Source organism: Streptomyces umbrinus, assembly GCF_030817415.1.
GTDB lineage: Bacteria > Actinomycetota > Actinomycetes > Streptomycetales > Streptomycetaceae > Streptomyces > Streptomyces umbrinus_A.
Map to the genome: position 1 here is coordinate 5,274,626 of NZ_JAUSZI010000002.1, position 19,656 is coordinate 5,294,281.

At 68.7% G+C, this 19,656-nt stretch carries 22 protein-coding genes and 1 tRNA gene; 9 read left to right on the top strand and 14 right to left on the bottom strand.

All coding sequences use genetic code 11. The features are described 5' to 3' along the window. Window positions 1-498 precede the first annotated feature (498 nt). A tRNA-Arg gene (locus QF035_RS22845) sits at window positions 499-571 on the top strand. A gap of 145 nt (window positions 572-716) precedes the next feature. Here QF035_RS22845 and QF035_RS22850 read toward each other — a convergent pair. Then, a complete protein-coding gene (locus QF035_RS22850; RefSeq protein ID WP_307522374.1) occupies window positions 717-2,810 on the bottom strand; it encodes a sensor histidine kinase in 2,094 nt (697 codons plus the stop codon). A 114-nt stretch (window positions 2,811-2,924) separates the two neighbouring features. Here QF035_RS22850 and QF035_RS22855 point away from each other — a divergent pair, with 114 nt between their 5' ends. Then, window positions 2,925-3,074, top strand: a complete 150-nt coding sequence (locus QF035_RS22855) for a hypothetical protein (protein ID WP_307522375.1) — start codon at window positions 2,925-2,927, stop codon at window positions 3,072-3,074. A 105-nt stretch (window positions 3,075-3,179) separates the two neighbouring features. Here QF035_RS22855 and dhaL (QF035_RS22860) read toward each other — a convergent pair whose 3' ends face one another. The 7 genes from dhaL (QF035_RS22860) to QF035_RS22890 form a co-directional block, all read right to left on the bottom strand. Then, window positions 3,180-3,833 carry a dihydroxyacetone kinase subunit DhaL gene (gene dhaL / locus QF035_RS22860; RefSeq protein WP_307522376.1) on the bottom strand — a complete coding sequence of 218 codons (654 nt, stop codon included), beginning with the start codon at window positions 3,831-3,833 and terminating at the stop codon, window positions 3,180-3,182. A 67-nt stretch (window positions 3,834-3,900) separates the two neighbouring features. Further along, entirely contained in the window at window positions 3,901-4,893 is a 993-nt protein-coding gene (gene dhaK, locus QF035_RS22865; protein ID WP_307522377.1) for a dihydroxyacetone kinase subunit DhaK, read from the bottom strand. Between the two features lie 18 nt (window positions 4,894-4,911). Beyond that, on the bottom strand, window positions 4,912-6,600 hold the full coding sequence (locus QF035_RS22870) for a phosphoenolpyruvate--protein phosphotransferase (protein ID WP_307522378.1): 1,689 nt from the start codon (window positions 6,598-6,600) through the stop codon (window positions 4,912-4,914). Beyond that, complete coding sequence (dhaL, locus tag QF035_RS22875) at window positions 6,597-7,238, bottom strand: dihydroxyacetone kinase subunit DhaL (RefSeq protein ID WP_307522379.1); 642 nt, start codon at window positions 7,236-7,238, stop codon at window positions 6,597-6,599. Before dhaL (QF035_RS22875) ends, QF035_RS22870 begins: the two co-directional genes overlap by 4 nt. A 136-nt stretch (window positions 7,239-7,374) precedes the next feature. Next, window positions 7,375-8,373, bottom strand: a complete 999-nt coding sequence (gene dhaK / locus QF035_RS22880) for a dihydroxyacetone kinase subunit DhaK (protein WP_307522381.1) — start codon at window positions 8,371-8,373, stop codon at window positions 7,375-7,377. Window positions 8,374-8,385: 12 nt separating this feature from the next. Continuing rightward, entirely contained in the window at window positions 8,386-9,147 is a 762-nt protein-coding gene (locus QF035_RS22885; protein WP_307522382.1) for an MIP/aquaporin family protein, read from the bottom strand. Between the two features lie 323 nt (window positions 9,148-9,470). Continuing rightward, on the bottom strand, window positions 9,471-10,250 hold the full coding sequence (locus QF035_RS22890) for an IclR family transcriptional regulator (protein ID WP_307522383.1): 780 nt from the start codon (window positions 10,248-10,250) through the stop codon (window positions 9,471-9,473). Window positions 10,251-10,309: 59 nt separating this feature from the next. On the opposite strand from QF035_RS22890, the gene dhaM reads away from it, so the two are divergent. The 3 genes from dhaM to QF035_RS22905 all read left to right on the top strand — a co-directional run bounded on the left by dhaM (window position 10,310) and on the right by QF035_RS22905 (window position 11,514). Next, window positions 10,310-10,702: a dihydroxyacetone kinase phosphoryl donor subunit DhaM gene (dhaM, locus tag QF035_RS22895; protein ID WP_307522384.1), complete on the top strand. Its 393-nt coding sequence runs from the start codon at window positions 10,310-10,312 to the stop codon at window positions 10,700-10,702. Beyond that, entirely contained in the window at window positions 10,686-10,982 is a 297-nt protein-coding gene (locus QF035_RS22900; RefSeq protein WP_307522385.1) for an HPr family phosphocarrier protein, read from the top strand. Before dhaM ends, QF035_RS22900 begins: the two co-directional genes overlap by 17 nt. A 76-nt stretch (window positions 10,983-11,058) precedes the next feature. Further along, entirely contained in the window at window positions 11,059-11,514 is a 456-nt protein-coding gene (locus QF035_RS22905) for an ATP-binding protein (protein WP_307522386.1), read from the top strand. A 397-nt stretch (window positions 11,515-11,911) separates the two neighbouring features. On the opposite strand, the gene QF035_RS22910 is transcribed toward QF035_RS22905, so the two are convergent. From QF035_RS22910 to QF035_RS22935, 5 genes are all read right to left on the bottom strand, one after another. Next, window positions 11,912-12,163, bottom strand: coding sequence for a transposase (locus tag QF035_RS22910; RefSeq protein WP_444968452.1), 252 nt, complete (start codon window positions 12,161-12,163; stop codon window positions 11,912-11,914). A 12-nt stretch (window positions 12,164-12,175) separates the two neighbouring features. Beyond that, complete coding sequence (locus tag QF035_RS22915) at window positions 12,176-13,498, bottom strand: ISL3 family transposase (RefSeq protein ID WP_307522388.1); 1,323 nt, start codon at window positions 13,496-13,498, stop codon at window positions 12,176-12,178. Between the two features lie 188 nt (window positions 13,499-13,686). After that, window positions 13,687-13,857, bottom strand: coding sequence for a hypothetical protein (locus QF035_RS55830; protein WP_373466702.1), 171 nt, complete (start codon window positions 13,855-13,857; stop codon window positions 13,687-13,689). 259 nt (window positions 13,858-14,116) lie between these two features. Then, complete coding sequence (locus QF035_RS22930) at window positions 14,117-15,040, bottom strand: RNA polymerase sigma-70 factor (protein WP_307522390.1); 924 nt, start codon at window positions 15,038-15,040, stop codon at window positions 14,117-14,119. Between the two features lie 146 nt (window positions 15,041-15,186). Further along, window positions 15,187-15,660, bottom strand: a complete 474-nt coding sequence (locus QF035_RS22935; protein ID WP_307522392.1) for a carboxymuconolactone decarboxylase family protein — start codon at window positions 15,658-15,660, stop codon at window positions 15,187-15,189. Window positions 15,661-15,838: 178 nt separating this feature from the next. Between QF035_RS22935 and QF035_RS22940 the strand changes: the two genes are divergently transcribed. The 4 genes from QF035_RS22940 to QF035_RS22955 all read left to right on the top strand — a co-directional run bounded on the left by QF035_RS22940 (window position 15,839) and on the right by QF035_RS22955 (window position 18,481). Continuing rightward, window positions 15,839-16,225, top strand: a complete 387-nt coding sequence (locus QF035_RS22940; RefSeq protein WP_307522393.1) for a DoxX family protein — start codon at window positions 15,839-15,841, stop codon at window positions 16,223-16,225. Between the two features lie 244 nt (window positions 16,226-16,469). Then, complete coding sequence (locus QF035_RS22945; RefSeq protein ID WP_307522395.1) at window positions 16,470-17,312, top strand: NAD(P)H-binding protein; 843 nt, start codon at window positions 16,470-16,472, stop codon at window positions 17,310-17,312. A 459-nt stretch (window positions 17,313-17,771) separates the two neighbouring features. Continuing rightward, window positions 17,772-18,038, top strand: coding sequence for a hypothetical protein (locus tag QF035_RS22950; RefSeq protein ID WP_307522396.1), 267 nt, complete (start codon window positions 17,772-17,774; stop codon window positions 18,036-18,038). Beyond that, window positions 18,035-18,481 (top strand): hypothetical protein, encoded by a 447-nt coding sequence (locus tag QF035_RS22955; RefSeq protein ID WP_307522397.1) that lies wholly within the window; start codon window positions 18,035-18,037, stop codon window positions 18,479-18,481. The genes QF035_RS22950 and QF035_RS22955 overlap by 4 nt, the downstream gene beginning before the upstream one ends. Before the next feature lie 462 nt (window positions 18,482-18,943). Here the strand turns inward: QF035_RS22955 and QF035_RS22960 are convergent, their stop codons facing one another. Continuing rightward, window positions 18,944-19,408 carry an ATP-binding protein gene (locus QF035_RS22960; RefSeq protein WP_307522398.1) on the bottom strand — a complete coding sequence of 155 codons (465 nt, stop codon included), beginning with the start codon at window positions 19,406-19,408 and terminating at the stop codon, window positions 18,944-18,946. Between the last annotated feature and the right edge of the window lie 248 nt (window positions 19,409-19,656).

Below are 19,656 nucleotides of genomic sequence, written 5' to 3' on the forward strand. Positions count from 1 at the left end.
GTGTCGGCGGGGAGGGTGGCGCCCCGGCCACCGAGGCGCGGATCACTACGGAGCCCGCTCCTTCGATCGAGCACTGTCCCAGGCACGTCACAGTGCGAACGGACATCACAAGGGACCCCTACCACCCCAAACAAGGGGCGGCTGGTCATGCCAGGCCCCAGAGGGACAGCGCCAAGTGCTCCCACAAGCTGACGCAGGGAACAGAACGGTTCAACCGCCCTCGGTCCTTGTCCCCTCAACGTCCACCAATCATTCGCTGCAAGCCGCAGAAGCGGCAGGTCAGAGGCTCTCCGGCTTGCCGTCCCGCTCACCTGCCCCTATACAGATAACCCTCGCTGGCGCGCATCCGCTACGCTGTCCCTGGTCGGACGTTGGTACGTCGCGTTGTCTGCTCAGGTGACACTGCGGAGAGCGTCGCACCATGTCTGACCAGCGGGCTTGCGCTCCTCGCCGAAGATTCACTTCCTGGATTTTCTCCAAGGTTTTCCACAAGCCCCCGCCTTCGTAGCTCAGGGGATAGAGCACCGCTCTCCTAAAGCGGGTGTCGCAGGTTCGAATCCTGCCGGGGGCACAACGCATTGGCGCTCTGACCTGGGGTTTCTCCCCCTGGGTGGCGCTCTGACCGGCCTCGGGCTCCCCGTCCGAGGCCGTTTGCGTGAGCGGACGGGATGCCAGTCCCCGCGCTACGAGCCGCCGCCGCATCGGGGCCGACGTGTTCAGGGCATGGTGCCGCTCGAGCGGGCGCCGTGACGGCGTGTCCGGTGCGCACGTCTGGCCAGAGCGCTCTCGTCGATTTGCTCGGTCGTGTCGTAGTTGCGCCAGCCGGTGAGGCATCCTCCCGTGTTGTACGTGGCCGACAGTCCGGGAGGATCCATGTGATCTTCGTGTTCCCGGACCAGGTTCTGGGGCAGCGTGACCACTGCTGTGACGCCGTGGGGCGATGAGCTGCGGAGCTGGACGCGGATGTCGTGGCGACCGGAGAGCCGGCCGACGACGAACATACCCATGCGCCGCGCCACCGCGACGTCGACGACCGGGGGGTTCAGGAGCCTCTCGTTGGCCTCCGCAAGGTTCTCGGTGGACATGCCGATGCCGTTGTCCTGGATTTCGACCTTCGCGCCGCCGCCGGACAGCAGCTGGCACGTGACGATCACCTCGGTGTCCGGCGATGAGAACGTGGTCGCGTTCTCCAGCAGCTCCGCGATGAGGTGAACGATGTCGTTCACCGCCCGGCCGTCGACGTCCGCGGTGACCAGTCCGCGCAGTTGCACTCGCTGGTACTGCTCGATCTCACTGATGGATGCTCGGAGGACATCCACGAGCCGGACCGGGGCGCTCCAGCGGCGGCCCGCCTTCTCGCCCGCGAGGACGAGGAGGTTCTCTCCGTTGCGGCGCATGCGGGTGGCCAGGTGGTCGACCTTGAAGAGGCTGGCGAGCAGGTCTGGGTCCTGTTCGCCGTTCTCCAGACGGTCGATCAGCTCCAGTTGTCGTTCCATGAGGCTCTGGCTGCGCTGCGAGAGATTGACGAACATCGTGTTGATGCGGCCTCGCAGTTGCGCCTGCTCGAGTGCCAGCCGTACGGAGTCGAGATGGACGTCGTCGAATGCACGGGCGACACCGCCGATCTCGTCGGTGGAGTCGATGGCCGTGGGCTCGACCTCGATGGGCTTCAGTTGCGTGCCGCTGGACTCCCGCAGCAACCGGACCACCTCGGGCAGGCGGTGGTGCACGATATCGAGGGCGGAGGCACGCAGAGTGTGCAGTGGGCCGACGATCGACTGCACGAGGACGTGCGTCACAGCGATCACGAGCAGGAGGATCAACAGCTCGATGAGTGAGTTTATGAACAGTGAGCGCTCGGCCTGGCGCTGCTCCCGCGAGCTCTCGTCCTCGACCGATCCGATGAGCCGCTGCTCGACCCGTCGCATCAGGTCCAGCTTGCTCGTCATGGTGTCGAACCAAACGTCGGCGTCGAGGCCGGGGCGGCTGGTGCTCCGCAGGGCGAGTGCCTGCTTCTGGAGCGTGTCGGCCTTGTCGACGTCCCTTCCGGTGACCGTGCGTTCGTAGAACTGACGCTGGTCGGCCGACGCACTGGACAGGAACTGGTCGGTCAATGCCTGTTGCTGCCGGCCAGCGAGGGTCAGGCTCTGGACCTCGTTCGCATCGAACTGTCCCTCGGCCAGTACGCCGCCGAGGAGTGCGCGTTGCTGAGACGCTTTCTCCGTGGCCTGGGTGAAGGTCTTAAGTGCACCGGCCCTCATGACAAGGGCATGGCCGGCGATGTCCGGCGCGAGAAGGTCAAGGGCGTCGGTGAGTTCGGTGATCAAGGCCGTGTACGCGCTGACCACGGCCGGCCATCGCATCGTCGCATGGACCACCGTGTGGCGCAGTGACGCCACCTTCCGGCCGTAGGCGTCCAGCACCGCCAGCTGGGTGGCCAGGGCGGAGTTCGTCTTGCGGTGGACATGAGCGGCTTCGCCACGGACCCGGGCCAGCGCCGCGTCTGTCTTCGAGCGCTGCGTGTCGATTCGGCTCGTGTTACCCCTAGGGCCTGCGGCGGCGTAGAGGGCGGTGAGATCGCGTTCGTCCTCGATCTCCTGCAACAGCTCCGTGCCCTTGTCGACGACACGGACGAGCCTGCGGGCATTGTCGATGTCCCGTGCGTTCTGCACGGCGGATCCGACCCGCAGACCGCCCAGTACGAGCGCGGTGACGATCGGGATGACCACCACGGCCAGCAGCTGGGTCCGCACGCTCCAGTTGCCCGGGGCGAACCGCCCCTGGTTGCTGCCCCGTTGTCCTTGCACCACTTGCCCTCGCACTTTCTCCCCGCCCTTGAACGTGCGCGATTCAGGGGTGCGTCCACGCATGCGGACGCTCCGCTCATCGCGCGAGTGCGCTTGTCGTGACGTCGATGAATGTCGATGAATGAGGCAATGGCCTCGTGCGTCCTCTGGCAGGTGACTGCGGACGCGAACTACGCGTCGGCCTCGGAGCTGTTCGAGGCCTCGACCACTTCCTCGGCGGCGGCCGCGGTGGCGATCCGCTCAGTACCGGGTCTCGGCCGTCCGTAGTCTGCGCCCGGCGGGGTGGGGCCTGGCGTCGACTTCGAGGTCAGCGGTGTCTGGGCCGGCTGCGAGGCCGCTCTCGTCGCCGTGGGCCAACCGAACGAGCAGGGATTACTGATAACCGCCCGCACACCGCTCGCCCGCAGAGCTGACGTGGGCGAGGGCGGACAGGATGAGCACGGTCGACGCCGCGCCGGGGTCTTCGTGGCCGATGGTGCGGGCACCGAGATAGCTCGCGCGGCCCTTGCGGGCCTGCATGCCGGCGGTCTGCTTCAGGCCCCACTCGGCGGCGTCGGACGCCGCGCGGGTGGCCTTGGCCAGGTCGCCGCCAGTGTCGATGACGGCCTGGTAGGCGGTCACGGCCGGGCTGAGGGCGTCGATCATGGTCTTGTCTCCCTCCAGCGCCGCGCCGATCCGTTGGATGCCGGTGAGCGCGGCTGCCAACGCGGCCCCGAGTTGTGCTGTGGAGACGTCCGGTTCCTGGCCCAGGGTCCGCGCGGCCTGCCGGAAGCCGGTGCCGTACAGCGGTCCTGAGGCCCCGCCGGTCTTGCTGATCAATGCCCGGCCGACGATGGCGAGCACCGCACCGGGCGTGGACGGATTGGTCTCTTCCAGCATCGCCGCCGCCGCCTGCAGGCCACGGCGCATGTTGATGCCGTGATCGGCGTCGCCGACAGCGGAGTCGAGGCGGGTCAGACGATCGGCGTTCTCGGTCACCGATCGGGCGGCCTCGTGGATCCAGGCCCGGAACATGCTTGCGTCCATCGTCGTCCCTCTCCCTCGTACGATCTTGTACGGTCTCGCACGATCCGGCATCGATGGCCTCGGCCGCTCAGCGTCCCCAGCGCAGCGCGGGGGTCACGACCGGGGCATCCCACAGATGGGTGAGCTGTGGCGTCAGCCGGCACACGGTGATCGTGCAACCGGCCATCTCCAGGCTGGTGACGTAGTTGCCGACCAGGTTGCGGGTGATCCCCACGCCATGGCCGGCTAGCCACTCGGCAACCGCGGCATACACCACGTACAGCTCGATCAGCGGGGTACCGCCCAGACCGTTGACCATCACGAGAACTTCGCCCGAGAGCGGCATGTCGGTGTGGATGGCGTCCAATGCGACAGCGACGAGCTCCCTGGCGGAGGTGAGCCTGCCGCGGGCGCGACCTGGCTCGCCGTGGATGCCCACGCCCAGCTCGACCTCGTCCTCGCCCAGCTCGAACCCGGGTTTGCCCGACGCGGGCACCGTGCACGGCGTGAGCGCCACCCCGAAGGAACGGGACCGGTCGTTGACCTCCCGGCCCAAAGCCGCGGTCGTGCCCAGGTCCGCGCCGAGTTCGGCGGCCGCACCGGCGATCTTCTCCACGAACACCGTCGCCCCGGTGCCCCGTCGGCCCGCCGTCCACGTGCTGTTCTCCACGGCGACGTCGTCGTTGACCACGACGCCCTCCACCCGCACGCCGTCGTCGGCGGCCAGCTCGGCGGCCAGCTGGAAGTTCAGTACGTCGCCGGTGTAGTTCTTCACGATGTGCAGGACCCCCGTCCCGACGTCCACGGCCCGCGTGGCGGCGAGGATCTGGTCGGGCACGGGAGAGGTGAACACCTCACCGGGACAGGCCGCGTCGAGCATCCCTAATCCGACGAAGCCGCCGTGCAGGGGTTCGTGCCCGGATCCGCCGCCTGAGACCAGGCCGACCTTCCCGGGGGTCGGCCCGCCCGCGCGGGCGATGTAGCGGTCGAAGGTGTTGACCGTCAGCGACGGGTGCGCGGCGGCCACACCAACGAGAGCGTCGTCGAGCACGCGATCGGGCGAGTTGATGAGCTTCTTCATGCTTCCGGACCCTTCTTCTCACGGCAGCGAGGGCCGGCCGCACTGCTCGACGAGTCGCCAGACCTCTTCGGGGGTTTCACGGGTCAGGGCGACGGCGGCCAGGGAGACACACGTGTCATGACGGAGCCGGCGGATGCGGGCGCGGACCTCGTCGAGGGCGGCGGGGCCGACCGAGAGACTGTCGCATCCGAGGCCGATGAGGAGGGGGGTCACCAGGGGGTGTGCGGCGGCGTCGCCGCAGACGGAGACCTGACGATCGCGGCGGTGAGCGGCGGTGACGACACGGGCAATGGCGTCGAGTACCGCGGGGTGTGCCGCCATGGCCGGGGTGGCGGTGGGGTCGCGCCGGTCCAGGCCCAGGATCTGGCAGGTCAGGTCGTTGCTGCCGATGGAGAAGAAGGAGGCTTCCCGGGCGAGGCCGTCTGCCACGGCGACGGCCTCGGGGAGTTCCACCATGATGCCCAGGGGTGGCACCGGTACGCCGACTTCGCCGGCTGCCGCCTCAAGAAGGCGTCGGCAGGCGCGCAGTTCGTCGACGCTCGCGACCATCGGGATCATCATGCGCAGGTCGGTGTCGGCTCCCGCGCTGAGCAGGCTGCGGAACTGGTCGGCGAAGGCGTCCGGTTGGGCCAGCATGAGGGGCAGGCCACGCCCGAGCCGTTGGCCCTCGTGGCCTGCGGCGAGGAACGGCGGCAGTTTGTCGTCGGCGAAGTCGAGCGTGCGCGCCGTGACGACCTGCCCGGTGAGAGCGCGCAGGACGGGGAGGAGAGTGGCCGCGTGCTGTTCGCGGGTGGGCCAGGCGGGATGGTTGAGGAAGGGCAACTCGGTGCGGAGCAGGCCGACACCTTCGGCGCCCGTGGTCAGGGCCGCGCGGGCCTCGGCCGGGGTGGCCACGTTGGCCCGCAGAACGATGCGGTGCCGGTCGAGTGTCTCGGCGGGCAGGTGACGCTCTTCGGCGAGGGCGAGCCTGCGGGCTCGTGCGGCCTCCATCGCTCGCAGGGCCCTGGTGCGTTCCTCGTCGTCGGGGTGGGCGACCGCGCTGGCCTGATCGGCGTCGAGCAGGATCTCGTGCCCGTCCGGCAGTTCGAGCAGCTGGGGGTCGACGCCCAGGAGGAAGGGGATGCCCATCGAGCGGGCGACGATCGCCGCGTGGGAATTCGGGCCGCCGGTCACGGAGATGGCCGCTGTCACCGTCTGGCCCGGTTCCAGCAGGTCGGCTGCACCGATCTCGTGGGCGACCAGGACGAGGGGCTGGTCCGGGGCCGGGCCCGTGTCGCCGTGGAGGTGGGCCAGGACGCGGCGGCCGACCTGCCGTACGTCCGCGGCGCGTTCGGCGAGGGTGGGATCGTCCAGGGCGGCGATGGCTCCGGCGTAGGTGTCGATGGCCTGCCGAATGGCAACGGGCACCGGCCGGCCGTCGTTCGCCCGCTTGACGGCCTGGTCGCGCAGGTCCTGGTCCTGGGCGATGTAGCTGTTGACCTCCATGATGTCGGCCTGTTCGTCCTTGCCCTGTTCGCGCAGCGAGGTGGACAGGTCGAGCAGGCGGGTGGCGACGGCGTCGAAGGCGTCGGTGATCTGCTGCGTGGGGTCGCCGCCGGCCCGCTGAGGCAGCGCCGTTTTCGTGGGTAGTCGGTCGGTGCGGTGTACGACGCCGAGGGCTATGCCGGGTGCGGCGGCGTGCCCGGTGTGGGTGCGGCGGTCGGTCATCGGTCCCCCACCGTCTCGGCGAGGGCGCGGAAGGCCAGGGCGGTGGAGGTGGCGCCCGGGTCCTGATGGCCGATGCTGCGGGCGCCGAGGTAGGAGGCGCGGCCCTTGCGGGCCTGCAGCGGGGTGGTGGCGCGCATGCCCTCTTCGGCGGCGTCGGCGGCGGCCACGGCCGCGGCGGCCAAGTCAGCTCCTGCGTCGGCCTGTTGCTGGAACGCGGCCAGTGCGGGGGCGAAGGCGTCGATCATGGTCTTGTCACCGGGTGCGGCCGCACCGAGCTTCTGGATGCTCGCGAGGCCGGCGGCCAGCGCGGCGGCGACCTGCTGTGTGTCGGCGGTGGGGGTGTCCAGGGCTTTGCCGATGGCGCGGAAGGCACCGCCGTAGAGCGGTCCGGAGGCGCCGCCGACGGTGGAGATGAGGGTGGTGCCGGTCTTGACCAGTACGGCCCCGACGGTGTCCGGCTCGTAGTCGGCCAGGGCCGTTACGGCGGCGGAGAAGCCGCGGTGCATGTTGGTGCCGTGGTCGGCGTCGCCGATGGCCGAGTCGAGCTGGGTGAGGTGATCCTTGTGCTTGTCCACGGCGGCTGCGATGGCCTGCACCCACGTGCGGGCGAGGTCGGTGTCCACGGAGTCTCCGTTCATGGTCGGTACGGGGCTGGTTGACGGTGAGGTGAGCCGGGGGCGGGGGGAAGACGGGAGGGGTGCGGTCCGGGCTGGCGGACAGCGGGAAGGACCCGGCCCGGCCCTCGCGTCGCGCGTGGCCCCGCCCCCGGCTCGGTCAGATGCCCCAGCGCAGGGCCGGGGTGTTCACAGGCTCGTCCCACAGGGACAGCATGTCGGCATCGGCCTTGCACACGGTGAGAGAAACACCCGCCATGTCCAGGCTGGTGACGTAGTTGCCGACCAGGTTGCGGGCGACGACCACGCCCTTGGCCGCGAGTGCGGCGGCGATCTCGTTGAAGACCAGGTACAACTCGATGAGAGGGGTGCCGCCCAGGCCGTTGACCATGACGATGGTCTCGTCACCGTCGTCGAGGGGCTGGTCGGCGAGGATGGCGTCCAACGCGGTGGCCACGATCTCCTTGGCGGGGCGAAGCTTCTCGCGGCTCCGTCCGGGCTCGCCGTGGATGCCGACGCCGACCTCCATCTCGTCCTCGGGCAGGTCGAAACCGGGCTTGCCGGAGGCGGGGGTGGTGCAGGCGGTCAGCGCCACGGCGAAGGACCGGGACGCGGCGTTGACCCGCTTGCCGATGTCGGCGACCTCGGTGAGGCTGCCGCCCTGCTCGGCGAGGGCTCCGGCGATCTTCTCGACGAAGACCGTGGCTCCGGTGCCCCGGCGCCCGGCGGTCCAGGTGGAGTTCTGGACAGCGACATCGTCGTCGACCAGGACGGTCTCCACGGTGATGCCTTCCTCAGCGGCCAGTTCGGCGGCCATCTGGAAGTTGAGGACGTCGCCGGTGTAGTTCTTCACGATGAACAGCACCCCCGCGCCGCCGTCGACGGCCTGGGCCGCGGCCAGCATCTGGCCTGGAACGGGCGAGGTGAAGACCTCGCCGGGGCAGGCCGCGTCGAGCATGCCGTGTCCCACGAAGCCGCCGTGCAGGGGCTCGTGCCCGGAACCGCCGCCGGAGATGAGGGCGACCTTGCCCGGCTTGGTCCCCGCGGCGCGGGCGATCACCTTGTTCCCCGCGTCGACCTTCAGGCCGGGGTTGGCGGCGGCGATGCCGGACAGCGCCTCGGCCAGCACCGTTTCAGGGGCGTTGATGAACTTCTTCATGACAGGACTCCCTCAGGCAGAGGCGGTTTCGGCCAGCTGGTTCTCGGCCGCACCTGCGGCGGCAGCCGAGCGGCGGGTGTTGAGAGCGGTGTAGAGGACGCCGGCGGCAACCGCGCCGAGCACTTCGGCGGCGAGGTAGACCGGCAGCTGGCTCCAGTGGACCGTGCCGTCGAACAGCTCGCCGGTGATCATCGGACCCAGCGTCCTGGCCGGGTTGATCGACGCCGCCGTGGCCGGCGCCACCGGGATGATGATCGCGAACACGCCGAGCCCGATGGCCAGACCGGCGAAGCCGCCGGCCGCGCGGCGATCGATGGCACCGAAGACGATGAAGGCGAGGATGAAGGTGCCTACGGCTTCGGCGAAGAACGCCTGGCCGGCGCCGACTCCCGTGCCGTAGGCGGCGATGCCGAGGCCGACGTCGACCGCCTTCTTCCCCAGCACCCCGACGATCGCAAGAGCTCCCAGCACCGCCCCGGCCACCTGGGCCGCGATGTAGCCGGGGACGTCCCGCCAGGGCATCTTCTTCGTCGCAGCCAGCGCCAGGGTGATGGCCGGGTTGATCTGGCAGCCGGATATGTGGCCGATCGCGTAGACCATGGCGATGACGGCGGTGGCGAAGGCCAGCGAGATCATTCCCAGCTGCGCCATGGTGAACGGGGCATCGCCGCCGACGATGAGCGTCGCGGGGACCGAACCCACGCCGATGAACACCAGTACCGCGGTGCCCAGCACTTCGGCCACGAGCTTCTGTGAGTAAGTGTTTTCTTCCATGAAAGGCGCCCAGCGCCAAGCGGCGGCTTGGGCGTCTCACCTCCTCCGCGTGGAGCGGGATGTGAAGGGAGGTGGCCGCCAGGTGGTCAGGGTCGGGCAACCTGGCGGCCGCTCAGGGGAAGCCGGGGAGCTTTAAGTCTCCGACTGCAGATCGTTCACTATGGATGAACGTTGTTCCGGAAATTAACGCCGCGTTTCCGGCCTGTCAAGAGCTTCGGCAACCCTCGCGTTCCGTTGACACGAAGAAGGCCCCTCGGCAACTGCCGAGGGGCCTGGACCAGAGGGGGCGAAGCGGACGACCGCCACCGGGTTTGCGGGGCAGGTCAGGTCATCGTGCTGCGTGCGGCCGCCCCGCGGGGGGCGCCCAGGTCGCGGGAGAGATTGCGGGCGGTCTCCCGGACGGCGACCGCAAGCTCCTGACGTGCCGATTCGTCCAGCAGCCGCTCGACGGGGCCGACGATGCCGAGAGCGCCGACCACCTCGCCGGAGCGGTCGAAGACGGGAGAGGCGATACCTGCGTCCCCGATGGCGGACTCCTGATCCTCGATCGCATATCCCGTCCTGAGGACCTCCTTCAACTGACCCTCCAGCTCATCGGGGTCGGTGACGCTGGCGCCGGTGAGTACGGCCGGCTCACGCGCGAGCAGCCGCTCGCGCTCGTCAGCCGGAACGAAGGCCACGACGGCCTTGCCCAGAGCACACGTGCTCCACGGGATGCTGGCGCCCACCTCGAGGATCTGCACAGCCCCCTCAGGCCGGAACGCATGGTGCACCACCAGGACGTGGTCACCGGTGAGCACGGCCACCCAGACCGCCTCGTTCGTCCGATTCGCGAGCTGGTCCGCCCAGGTCAGCGAGCGGGTCCGCAGCTCCTGGGTGTCCAGGTAGGCGTTGCCCAGCTGCACCAGATCAGGCCCGAGCTGGTACTTCGAACTGTCCCGGTCCTGCACGACCAGCCCCTCGGCCTCCAGCGTGCGCAGCAGCGCATGCACGGTCGGCTTGGCCACGCCCAGACGGTCGGCCAGCTCGGTCACTCCGAGCCGGGGACCAGTGGACGCAAGCTCCCGCAGGATCTGCACCGCCCGCTGCACCGCCTGCACCATCGAAATTTTCTCCAGTTCACTATTGCTGAACAGTGTTCCGACATTTACCGTAACTGTTCATGAGCGCATCTGTCGGCATCGTACTCGTGTCCCACAGCGCCGAGCTCGCCTCGGGCCTTCGCCTGCTGGTGGAGCAGATCGGCTCCGACACAGTCCCCCTCGCCATCGCCGGAGGCACCGACGACGGCCGGATCGGCACCAGCTACGACCTCGTCCTCGCCGCCATCCGCAGCGTCGACCGCGGAGCCGGTGTCGTCGTCCTGCCCGACCTCGGCAGCGCCGTGCTGACCGCCCGCACCGTCCTGGAAGACCATCCCCGTCCCGACGTGCTGATCGTCGACGCGCCCTTCGTCGAAGGAGCCGTCGCAGCCGTCGTCACCGCCGCATCCGGCGCCGACCTGAAGACCGTCAGCACCGCAGCCAAGGAGGCCCGCAATGTCCACAAGCTCTAACCCCACCACGAGCACCACGGCCGCGCCCAAACACGAGATGACCGTCGTCCTGCCCTCGAACCTCCACGCCCGCCCCGCGGGCCAACTCGCCCGGGCCGCAGCGACATTCACCAGCGCCATACAACTGGAGTACGCCGACCGGACGGTCAATCCGACCGGTGTCCTCGCCGTCATGGGCCTGGGCGCCACCGTCGGAAGCACCGTGACCGTCCGTGCCGAAGGCCACGACGCCGAACAGGCCGTCACGGCGCTGGCCCAAATCCTCGCCACCGCCGAGTGATCCGACCGCCACCAGCGGCACGAAACCAGCCTCCGCTTCCGACATGAGAAGCAAGTACCAGTGGAGGTGGCCGAGGATGAGCATCCCCGCCACGAACACGTCTGACGCAGAAATGGCCCAGCCCTCGCAGGCCGAGCTGGTCTGCGCACTGCCGCACATCCCCGATGCCGTCTCCGTCGTACGCCGACAGGCCCGCACCGTCCTCACCCAATGGCGTGTGCCCGCCCCGACAGCCGACGACGCCCTCCTGGTGATCTCGGAGCTGACCACCAATGCGATCGTCCACGCACTGCCGCCGGCAGTGCTGCGGTTGCCCCTGCCCGAGGTCGGCGGCCGCCGCGCCGTGCGCATCGAGGTCACCGACTCGGGGCCGGCACCTCGACGGCGCCCGTCGCACGACAGCCCCGACCCTGCCGAACACAGGGAAAACGGTCGTGGAACCGATATCGTCGCGGCCCTCTCCGCACGACGCGGGATATCCCTCCACCCCGAGAGGACCACCCGATGGGCCGTTCTCCACATGAGGGCCTGACCACCTGTGGCACGGCAGTGCCGGATGGCTCCGCGGCGCCATCCGCGTGCATTCGCTCTTCGAGGACGGGTGCGCCAGCCCGCGTCCCGCGGAACGGATTCAGCACACATGAGGCCGGGAATCGCCGTGAACTCATGAGAACTACGGAGGGGCGTTTTCCCAGTTCAGGCACCTCAACGCCGACGTTTCCGCAGGTCACAGCCGCGCCCAAAGAAGACTCCTAAAGCGGGTGTCGCAGGTTCGAATCCTGCCGGGGGCACAGCGCGTTACGCCGCTGACCTGGGGTTTCCTCCCCAGGGAGGCGCCCAATTCGGCCTCGGACTCGTCGTCCGGGGCCGTTTGCGTGATGTGGAACGCCGCGTAATTGGTTCAGGCCGCGATTCCGTGAATCCCGGGCTCATGATCGGGGCAGGATGCGGGTGCGGAGGAGGCGGAATGAGGCTCGGCCGTACATGGCCCGCTTGATCGTCTTGATGCGATTGACATGGCCTTCGACGATGCCCGAACTCCATGGAAGGGTGAGGCCGGCGGTGACGGCATCGAGGTCGAGGCACAGGCCCTGCGCGAAGGACAAGATGGGCGCCGGCGCGTCGCGCTCGGCTTCGCGTATCCGCGTCAACAGCTGGTGGCCGCGCCGTTGTTGGAGCAGGTCGTGGAAGGTTCAGGCGAGGTCGCACGCCCGGGCGATGTCGGGGCATGTCAGCCGCACATTGAGGAGCTGTTCCTCCTCGCGGAGCTTCACAGTGCCACGGGGCAGCATGATCCAGGTGGTGATCTTGCGTGGGCTCGGGATAGCGCCGCGGGCAGGTTCGACAGTGCCGGTCCTGAGCCCGGCCACGTAGCGGCGCACAGGCAGGTCGCTGCCCTGGTAGCCGCGCTCGTGTATCTCGTGGAACAGGTCGGTCGGGCTGGTCACACCGTCGGTGAAGCGCTCGGTCAGATAGGCGGTGAACGGCTCCAGCACCCCTTTGGGGCGCCCGTGCCGTGCGGACGCAAGCAGCTCGTCGAGGTCGGTGTCGCGGAAGCGGCGGACGGTCTTGCGGTCCAGGTGCAGTCGCCGTGCAATCTCGGAGACGGAGTGCCCCTGCCCAAGCAGGCGATGGATGTCGGAGTACCGGTCGACAGTGCGGACAGCGATCTTCGTGGGCGGCAGCATCGGCGGTGGCAGGGGATTGATGATCCGCCGGGGCTCCGCATCGCGATCGGCTTCGGCCTGTTTGCGCAGGCAGGAGCGGTGTTGATGGCACGTCTTCTCGACCGCGGAGGAGAGGTTGTGGAGCAAATGCCAGCGATCGGCGACCTCCTGGGCATCTGGAACGGCTTCACGGACAGCACTGGAATAGGCACTGGCCCGGTCCCGGCAGATGATCTCCGCGCCGGGATGTTCGCGCAGCCAGGTGGCGAAGGAGGCCGCGTCCCGGTCGGGCAGGACATCGACCACGCGGGCCGCTTCGATGTCGACCAGGACGGTTCCGTAGCGCCAGCCCTTGCGGAAGGCGAACTCGTCGACACCCAGCACCCGCGGCGCACGCTCGGGCACTACCGGGGCCGTGAGCAGGCCCAGCAGATGGGTACGGCCCGTGGGTAACTGCAGGACCCGGCATAGGCGTTCACCGGGACGACCGCCCAGGAACGTAGCGACGGCCTGCATCCATCGCCGCAGCCCAACGCTGTGACGGCGATACCGCTCACTCAGATCCGGGACCTGCTCGACGAACGTCCGCCGACGGCAAGACGCCCGCTCGCAAAAGAAGCGGCGCACACTGAGCCGGATCACCAACGCCCGCCCCACCAAGGGGCGTTCGGCCACACGGCGCACATACCGGGAGTGCACGCGACGTCCCGGCCAGCCGCAGTCCGGACAGGCCGGCGGCTGCCCACACGACGACGCCTCCACAGCGACTCTCTCCTCTGTGGCGTGCACCGCCGTGACACGCACATCGATCCCGGGAAACAGCACATCCTCGACCGCAGCAGCCCCCATACCAGGGCAATCCCCACGAGAAACGTTCCCGCAGTCGTACGCCGACCTGGGGATTCACGGAATCGCGGCCTGAACCAATTGCATGAACGCTCACACGTGAGCGGTGCGTGAGTGGACGGAGAGTTGATCTCCCGAATACCGCCCAACGGATCAGCATCATCCGGCACGGACTCCGGACTGGGATGCTCCTAGCCGTCGGGCTCGGGCTCCGCTTCGGGAGCGGTGTTCTCGGAGGTGGCGCGGGCGCGCGGTACGAGCCGGGCCGCGGCCTCGGCGATCGCCAGGTCCGCTTCGGGGAGCAGGCTCGTGTAGGTGTCAGCCGTGATGGTGATCGAGGAGTGGCGAGCATCCGGCCGCATAGGCCGGCGTTGCCGCGCCGACGGGGCGGCCCTGAGCTCTTCCGTTTCCCCAGCCGTGCCGCCTGCGCTACAGCCGTACGGCAGAGTCGTCCCGCTGCTCCTTCCGTGCGCCGGAACCGGAACCGGAGCCGGTCCGCTCACGGACCAGCGCGATCGCCACGACCAGCGCCGCGACCAGCAGCGACAGCAGCAGGATTTCGCGGTTGTCGTGCTCGGTGTCGGTGGAGCATGTAGCCCAGCACGAACACCGGTCCCAGGGTCACTTCATCTGACGGCGGGTCTGTTTCACCTCGCCGTCGATGGCCCAGGCGTCGGCAACCGGTCCGAGGTGGCCGAGCTTGTCGGGGTTGATCACCGAACGGATGGTCTGGATCTGCCCGTCGAGCACGTCGAGGGCCAGGGTGTTCAGGACCTTGCCGTCCCGGTCGCGGAAGACGGCGCCGGGTTGGCCGTTGACCTCGTGCGGTTCGCACGTCACGTCGATCCTGGCCAGCAGCGGGAAAACGGAGGCCAGCAGCCGGGCCACGTTGTCGGCGCCGGCGATGGCCCTGGCCAGCTGCGGGGCCTTGCCGCCACCGTCCCCGACCAACTGCACGTCGGCGGCCAGCAGATCCCGCAGGCCGGCGACATCGCCCTCGTGGAGGGCTTCGAAGAACCGCGTCGCCAGCTCCTGCCGCTCCTGACGGTCCGCTTCGAACCGCGGCCGCCCGGCCTCCATGTGCCGCCGTGCCCGTACCAGAAGCTGTCGGCACGCCGCCTCCGAACGCCCCACCGCCGAGGCGATGTCGTCGAACCCGAAACCGAACACCTCCCGCAGCACGAACACCGACCGCTCCAGCGGGCTGAGCCGTTCCAGAAGCAGCAGCGCCGCCATCGACACCGAGTCGGCCAGCTCGGCCGAGCGCGCCGGATCCTGATACGGATCGCTCAGCAGTGGCTCGGGGAGCCACGGCCCGACGTACTGCTCCCGCCGCATCCGCGCGGAGCGCAGCACGTCGATCGAGAGCCGCGTCACCGTGGCGGACAGAAACGCCTTGACCGAGGTGGGAAGGGTCGTCGAGCCGTCGAAGCGCAGCCACGTCTCCTGCACCGCGTCCTCGGCCTCGCTCACGCTGCCCAGGATCCGGTAGGCGATCGAGAACAGCAGGGGCCGCAGTTCCTCGAACTCCTCAACCTTGTTCACGCCGCATCCCCCTTGATGTCGTTCCACTCGGCCGTTTGTCGTGGCGCGGTCACGTTCTCATGATCTTGCGTTCGTCGGTGGGGCCGTGCAACGCCCCCGTGCCCGGGGCCTGCGACAGTGTCCCGGGCACGGTCGTCCAGGGCCATTCAGTGGAACTGCCCGACCTCGTAGTCGCCGGCCGGCTGCCGGGTGATGATGTTCAGCCGGTTCGCCGTGTTCATGAAGGAGACCAGGACCACCAGGGCGGTGAGCTGCTCCTCGTCGTAGTGCTTCGCGGCACGTGCCCAGACCTCGTCGCCGACCCCGTCGGCCGCGTCCGCGACACGGGTTCCCTGCTCGGCCAGCTCCAGCGCGGCACGCTCGGCCTCGGTGAAGACCGTGGCCTCCCGCCACGCCGTCACCAGGTTCAGCCGCACGGAGGTCTCGCCGGCCGCGGCGGCCTCCTTGGTGTGCATGTCGACGCAGACGGCACAGCCGTTGATCTGGCTCACGCGCAGGGCCACGAGCTCCTGTGTCGCGGCCGGCAGCGGCGACTCCTTGAGCGTCCTGCCCGCCGCCATGAGGTGCTTGAGTGCCTTCGTGGCGGTGGGGCTGGCGAAGTAGTTCAGTCGCGCGTCCATCGCGTTCTCCTCCGTGCTCGTCGGTGGCTGCACCCCCTGGGACGAGGCAGCCCGATGCCCTGTGACACGTACGCGTGTGACCCACGTCTCACTGGACTCGGATGTTCGGAGATGTCACAGGCGGGGGCGCTGTCTCGTCCCAGGGGAAGCAGGCGAATCCTCGATCAAGGAGCTGATGATGAACCTCGCACTCTGGATCGTCGCCGGACTGATGGCCGTCATCTGCCTGACCGGCAGCTCCAAGATGTTCGTGCCCAGGGAGAAGCTGGCCGCCGTGGGCGGCTCCGCCAGCCGATGGGTCGAGGACTTCAGCCCCGGTGCCCTCAAGGCCATCGGCGCCGTCGAGTTCTTGGCCGCGGTGGGCTTGATACTGCCCGCCGCGCTTGGCATCGCGCCGGTTCTGGTGCCGCTGACCGCCACCGGGCTGGTGCTGCTGTTCGCCTGCGCGCTGACCATGCGCCTCCGCCGTGGCGAGAGAGTGACGATCGCGGGCGACCTGCTCTACCTCGCCCTGGCCCTCTTCCTGGCGTGGGGCCGCTTCGGCCCCGAGTCCTTCACCGGCTGACCACCGGGGTCGGCCCCTGAGTCCTTCACGGGCTGACCATCCAGGTCGGCCCTCATTCGCCGCCATCGACACGGACAAGCACACCGGCCGGCCGACGGTCGCCGATGGCACCGGGTCGATCGTCGGACTCGCGACGCTCGACGCGGACGGCCCGGCGGGGATCTTCGTCGACTGCCTCGGCCCCGTCACGTGGTGACCGAACCTCACCCCATCACATCCCGCATCGAGTGAAGGAGCAACCATCATGATCCTGATCACCGGAGCCAATGGCGTCGTAGGACGTCAGGTGCTGAACCAACTGGTGCAGGAGGACACGGCCGTCACCGCGGTCACGCGCGGAACCGGCGAGGCCCGGCTCCCCTACGGCGTGGCAGCCGTCCGCGGAGACCTGTTCCACCCCGAGTGGATCGAGCCCGCGCTGGACGGAGTCGAAGCACTGCAGATCAGCCCGCGCGCCACCGGGCCCGGCCTCGACGAACTGCTGAGGCTCGCCGCCAAGCAAGGCGTACGGCGTGCGGTGTTGCTGTCGGCCACCACCGTGGAGCACCCGGCGGGGGAGGCCCGTTTCGCCGCCCAGTTCAAGCACGCCGAGGAACTCGTCATGAGTGCGGGACTGGACTGGACGATCCTTCGCCTGGCCGACTTCGCCGCCAACGCACTGGCCTGGGTACCCCAGATCAGGGCCGGTGACGTGGTGCGCGGCGCGTACGGCCGGGCCGCCACCTCTCCCGTCCACGAAGCCGACATCGCGGCGGTCGCCGTACGCGCTCTACGGGGCGGCCTTCGCACGGAGGCGATCCACACACTGACCGGGCCGCAGTCACTGGACCAGATCGAGAAGGTACGGCTCATCGGCGCCGCCACGGGCCGGACGCTGTCCTTCCAGGAACTCTCGCCCGAGCAGGTGCGGCAGGGCATGCTCGCCCAAGGGCTGCCCGAGGAGGTCCCCGCCCGGCTGCTCGGCTCCCTCGCCGACTACGCCAACCGGCCGGGCCCCACCACCAGCAGGGTGGAAGCCCTGCTGGGCCGGCCCGCGCTCACCTTCGCCGACTGGGCACGCGACAACGCCCCCGCCTTCGTCGGCTGATCAGCGCCGATCAGCCGACGCTCGCTGCACTGCGACCTTGCCGACACATCACACGGAGCTCCGTGCGTGCGCGATGCGTGAGCGGATGGTCCGACACAGCACATCAACGAGGGGTCGTGCGTACGCCGCCACAGAGGGACTGATCAGGTCAAACAGCACCCCGAAGCAGCACAGGGCACCACCCGGCAAGGATTCGATCCCACTCCTCAAGCGGGTGTCGCAGGTTCGAATCCTGCCGGGGGCACCACCTGCACCGCAGGTAAGAGAGATCCCGGCCCCTCGTTCCATTCGAACGGGGGGTCTTCCTCACGTCTGGAGTCCACGAAGAGTCCACATCCCCATGCGAGCCCCAGACGCGCCTCTCGCAGACCTGCGCGGTATCCGTCGGGAGGGCGGCCCGGGCAGGCGAGGATCCCCAGGAGGCCAGCCGCACCGGACGAGACCTGGCATACTTGAAGTATGGCAACTAGGAAGATCACCATCACCGTGCCGGAAGAGCTGGTGGAATCGATCAAGGAGCGTGTCGACGCGCGCGGGGTATCTGGCTACATCGCGGCCGCCGCCGCTCATCAGGACGCCATGGATCGACTGCGCGAGTTGGCCGAACGTCTCGAAGAAGAGCACGGCGCCGTGATGGACGACGAGCAGCAAGCAGCGCTGGACCGCATCGCCGCGATTGACGGCTGGCATGACGAGCAGCGATCACACTCGGACGAGGCCGCGTGAGCCGCACCGCCCGAGCGAAACTGCACCGGCCGCGACAGCGCGTCTTCGTGTTCGACTCCGAGGCTCTCTCCAAGGCGGTTCAGGGCGATCGGGAGATGGCTGCGCTGATCAAGACGGCTCCACGGCTGGACATCCCGATCGTCACCTCGGCACTCACGACCTTGGAGGCGTGGGACCCTCGCGAAACGTCGAGGCAGGCACTGTGGAACTGGATGCTGTCCCGGATCCGCATCGTGCACACGGACGACCAGGTGATCGCCATGGCGCGCGACATGCTGAAGGCAGCCGGCCTGCATGGGCACAAGTACGCCATCGACGCCATTCTGGCGGCTGTGGCCGGGCGAGAAGCCGTGCAGGGAGCTCAGGCAACCGTCTTCACCTCCGACACCGACGACATGAATCAACTCCTCGCGGGACACCCCGTGCGAGTCGAGAAGGTCTGACGAGACGCCGCCTGTACCTCACTCCGGCCACTCGCCGCCCCCTGAACAATCCGTGCCCTCGTCGGACAGCATCCACCGGCACGTATGCAGCACACACGGGAACGGGAAGCACCGCGAAGACGTGAGAACTACGGAGGAGTGTTTCCCCAGGCCAGACCCGGTAGTCCATAGTTTCGCAGGTCACAGCCCTGCACAGGGAAGACTCCTGGCGGGTGTCGCAGGTTCGAATCCTGCCGGGGGCACAACGGCCAAAGGCCCCACCTCCGAAATTTCGGAGGTGGGGCCTTTGACATGCACGGCGATGCCGATCTGGGAGTGCCCAAGATCTCCATATCAACATCAACGCGGGCGCGACTCCGGCTGCTGTGAGCAGGGCGACCGTGCCATGGCGAGCGTCATGCAGCAGGATCAGGCGAAATTGACCAAGCCAACGGATCAACCAGACCACCGAAACTTGCACACTCACAGTAGAAGGGGGCCGAATCCTTCGTTCGACGGCCAGGCATCGGCCACCACGGCGGAGACCACGGTCCCGCCGAATCGGCTGGGTCCCGAGTGCCACGAGTCGGCGATGGCGTCGACCAGGAACAGGCCGCGTCCGTGTGCGTCGTTGGCCTCTGGGCACCGCAGTCGCACGTTCGCCGGGAACCCCGGGTTGTGCACCTCGATCCGAAGTGACGTTTCCACGCGGTACCACTCGACGCGCACCAGCCAGGGTTCATCCGCCCGTCCGTAGAGAATCGCGTTGGTGACCAGCTCCGAGACCATCAGCGTGCAGTCGTCGATCGAGCAGGCCGGGTTGTACGCGGCGATGAACTTCCGGAACCAGTGCCGGGCCCGAGGTACGGACTCCGGCGCCGGGTGCAGGATCATCGCCCCGAGTCGTGCGGTACCGAAACCGTCGCGGCCATCGGTGGTGTCATCCATCCGCGCTCGCTCCCTGCCGCTGCCATCGCAGTCGAGGCAGCGCCGTTTCGATGTGGCACGAACGCGGTCGTTGGCCGTGGAGAGCGCCAGAGCGGTACGGGAGCCGACGCGTTTCCAACCGCGCCCGCGGCATCCCCGGCAAACTAACCGCGCGCCCTTGTCCGGCCGCTGACTCGTCACGCCGTGCCCCCTCCCAGTCCAAGTGGCCTTAGCCACTTTGTGGATAGTGGCATTAGCCACTTGGAGGG

What these genes read in the sequence shown, in the direction of transcription:
- QF035_RS22855 (WP_307522375.1), top strand. Translation starts at nt 2,925, where the DNA reads ATGAATGAGGCAATGGCCTCGTGCGTCCTCTGGCAGGTGACTGCGGAC.
- dhaL (WP_307522376.1), bottom strand. Translation starts at nt 3,833, where the DNA reads ATGGACGCAAGCATGTTCCGGGCCTGGATCCACGAGGCCGCCCGATCG.
- dhaK (WP_307522377.1), bottom strand. Translation starts at nt 4,893, where the DNA reads ATGAAGAAGCTCATCAACTCGCCCGATCGCGTGCTCGACGACGCTCTC.
- QF035_RS22870 (WP_307522378.1), bottom strand. Translation starts at nt 6,600, where the DNA reads ATGACCGACCGCCGCACCCACACCGGGCACGCCGCCGCACCCGGCATA.
- dhaL (WP_307522379.1), bottom strand. Translation starts at nt 7,238, where the DNA reads ATGAACGGAGACTCCGTGGACACCGACCTCGCCCGCACGTGGGTGCAG.
- dhaK (WP_307522381.1), bottom strand. Translation starts at nt 8,373, where the DNA reads ATGAAGAAGTTCATCAACGCCCCTGAAACGGTGCTGGCCGAGGCGCTG.
- QF035_RS22885 (WP_307522382.1), bottom strand. Translation starts at nt 9,147, where the DNA reads ATGGAAGAAAACACTTACTCACAGAAGCTCGTGGCCGAAGTGCTGGGC.
- QF035_RS22890 (WP_307522383.1), bottom strand. Translation starts at nt 10,250, where the DNA reads ATGGTGCAGGCGGTGCAGCGGGCGGTGCAGATCCTGCGGGAGCTTGCG.
- dhaM (WP_307522384.1), top strand. Translation starts at nt 10,310, where the DNA reads ATGAGCGCATCTGTCGGCATCGTACTCGTGTCCCACAGCGCCGAGCTC.
- QF035_RS22900 (WP_307522385.1), top strand. Translation starts at nt 10,686, where the DNA reads ATGTCCACAAGCTCTAACCCCACCACGAGCACCACGGCCGCGCCCAAA.
- QF035_RS22905 (WP_307522386.1), top strand. Translation starts at nt 11,059, where the DNA reads ATGAGCATCCCCGCCACGAACACGTCTGACGCAGAAATGGCCCAGCCC.
- QF035_RS22915 (WP_307522388.1), bottom strand. Translation starts at nt 13,498, where the DNA reads ATGGGGGCTGCTGCGGTCGAGGATGTGCTGTTTCCCGGGATCGATGTG.
- QF035_RS55830 (WP_373466702.1), bottom strand. Translation starts at nt 13,857, where the DNA reads ATGCGGCCGGATGCTCGCCACTCCTCGATCACCATCACGGCTGACACC.
- QF035_RS22935 (WP_307522392.1), bottom strand. Translation starts at nt 15,660, where the DNA reads ATGGACGCGCGACTGAACTACTTCGCCAGCCCCACCGCCACGAAGGCA.
- QF035_RS22940 (WP_307522393.1), top strand. Translation starts at nt 15,839, where the DNA reads ATGAACCTCGCACTCTGGATCGTCGCCGGACTGATGGCCGTCATCTGC.
- QF035_RS22945 (WP_307522395.1), top strand. Translation starts at nt 16,470, where the DNA reads ATGATCCTGATCACCGGAGCCAATGGCGTCGTAGGACGTCAGGTGCTG.
- QF035_RS22950 (WP_307522396.1), top strand. Translation starts at nt 17,772, where the DNA reads ATGGCAACTAGGAAGATCACCATCACCGTGCCGGAAGAGCTGGTGGAA.
- QF035_RS22960 (WP_307522398.1), bottom strand. Translation starts at nt 19,408, where the DNA reads ATGGATGACACCACCGATGGCCGCGACGGTTTCGGTACCGCACGACTC.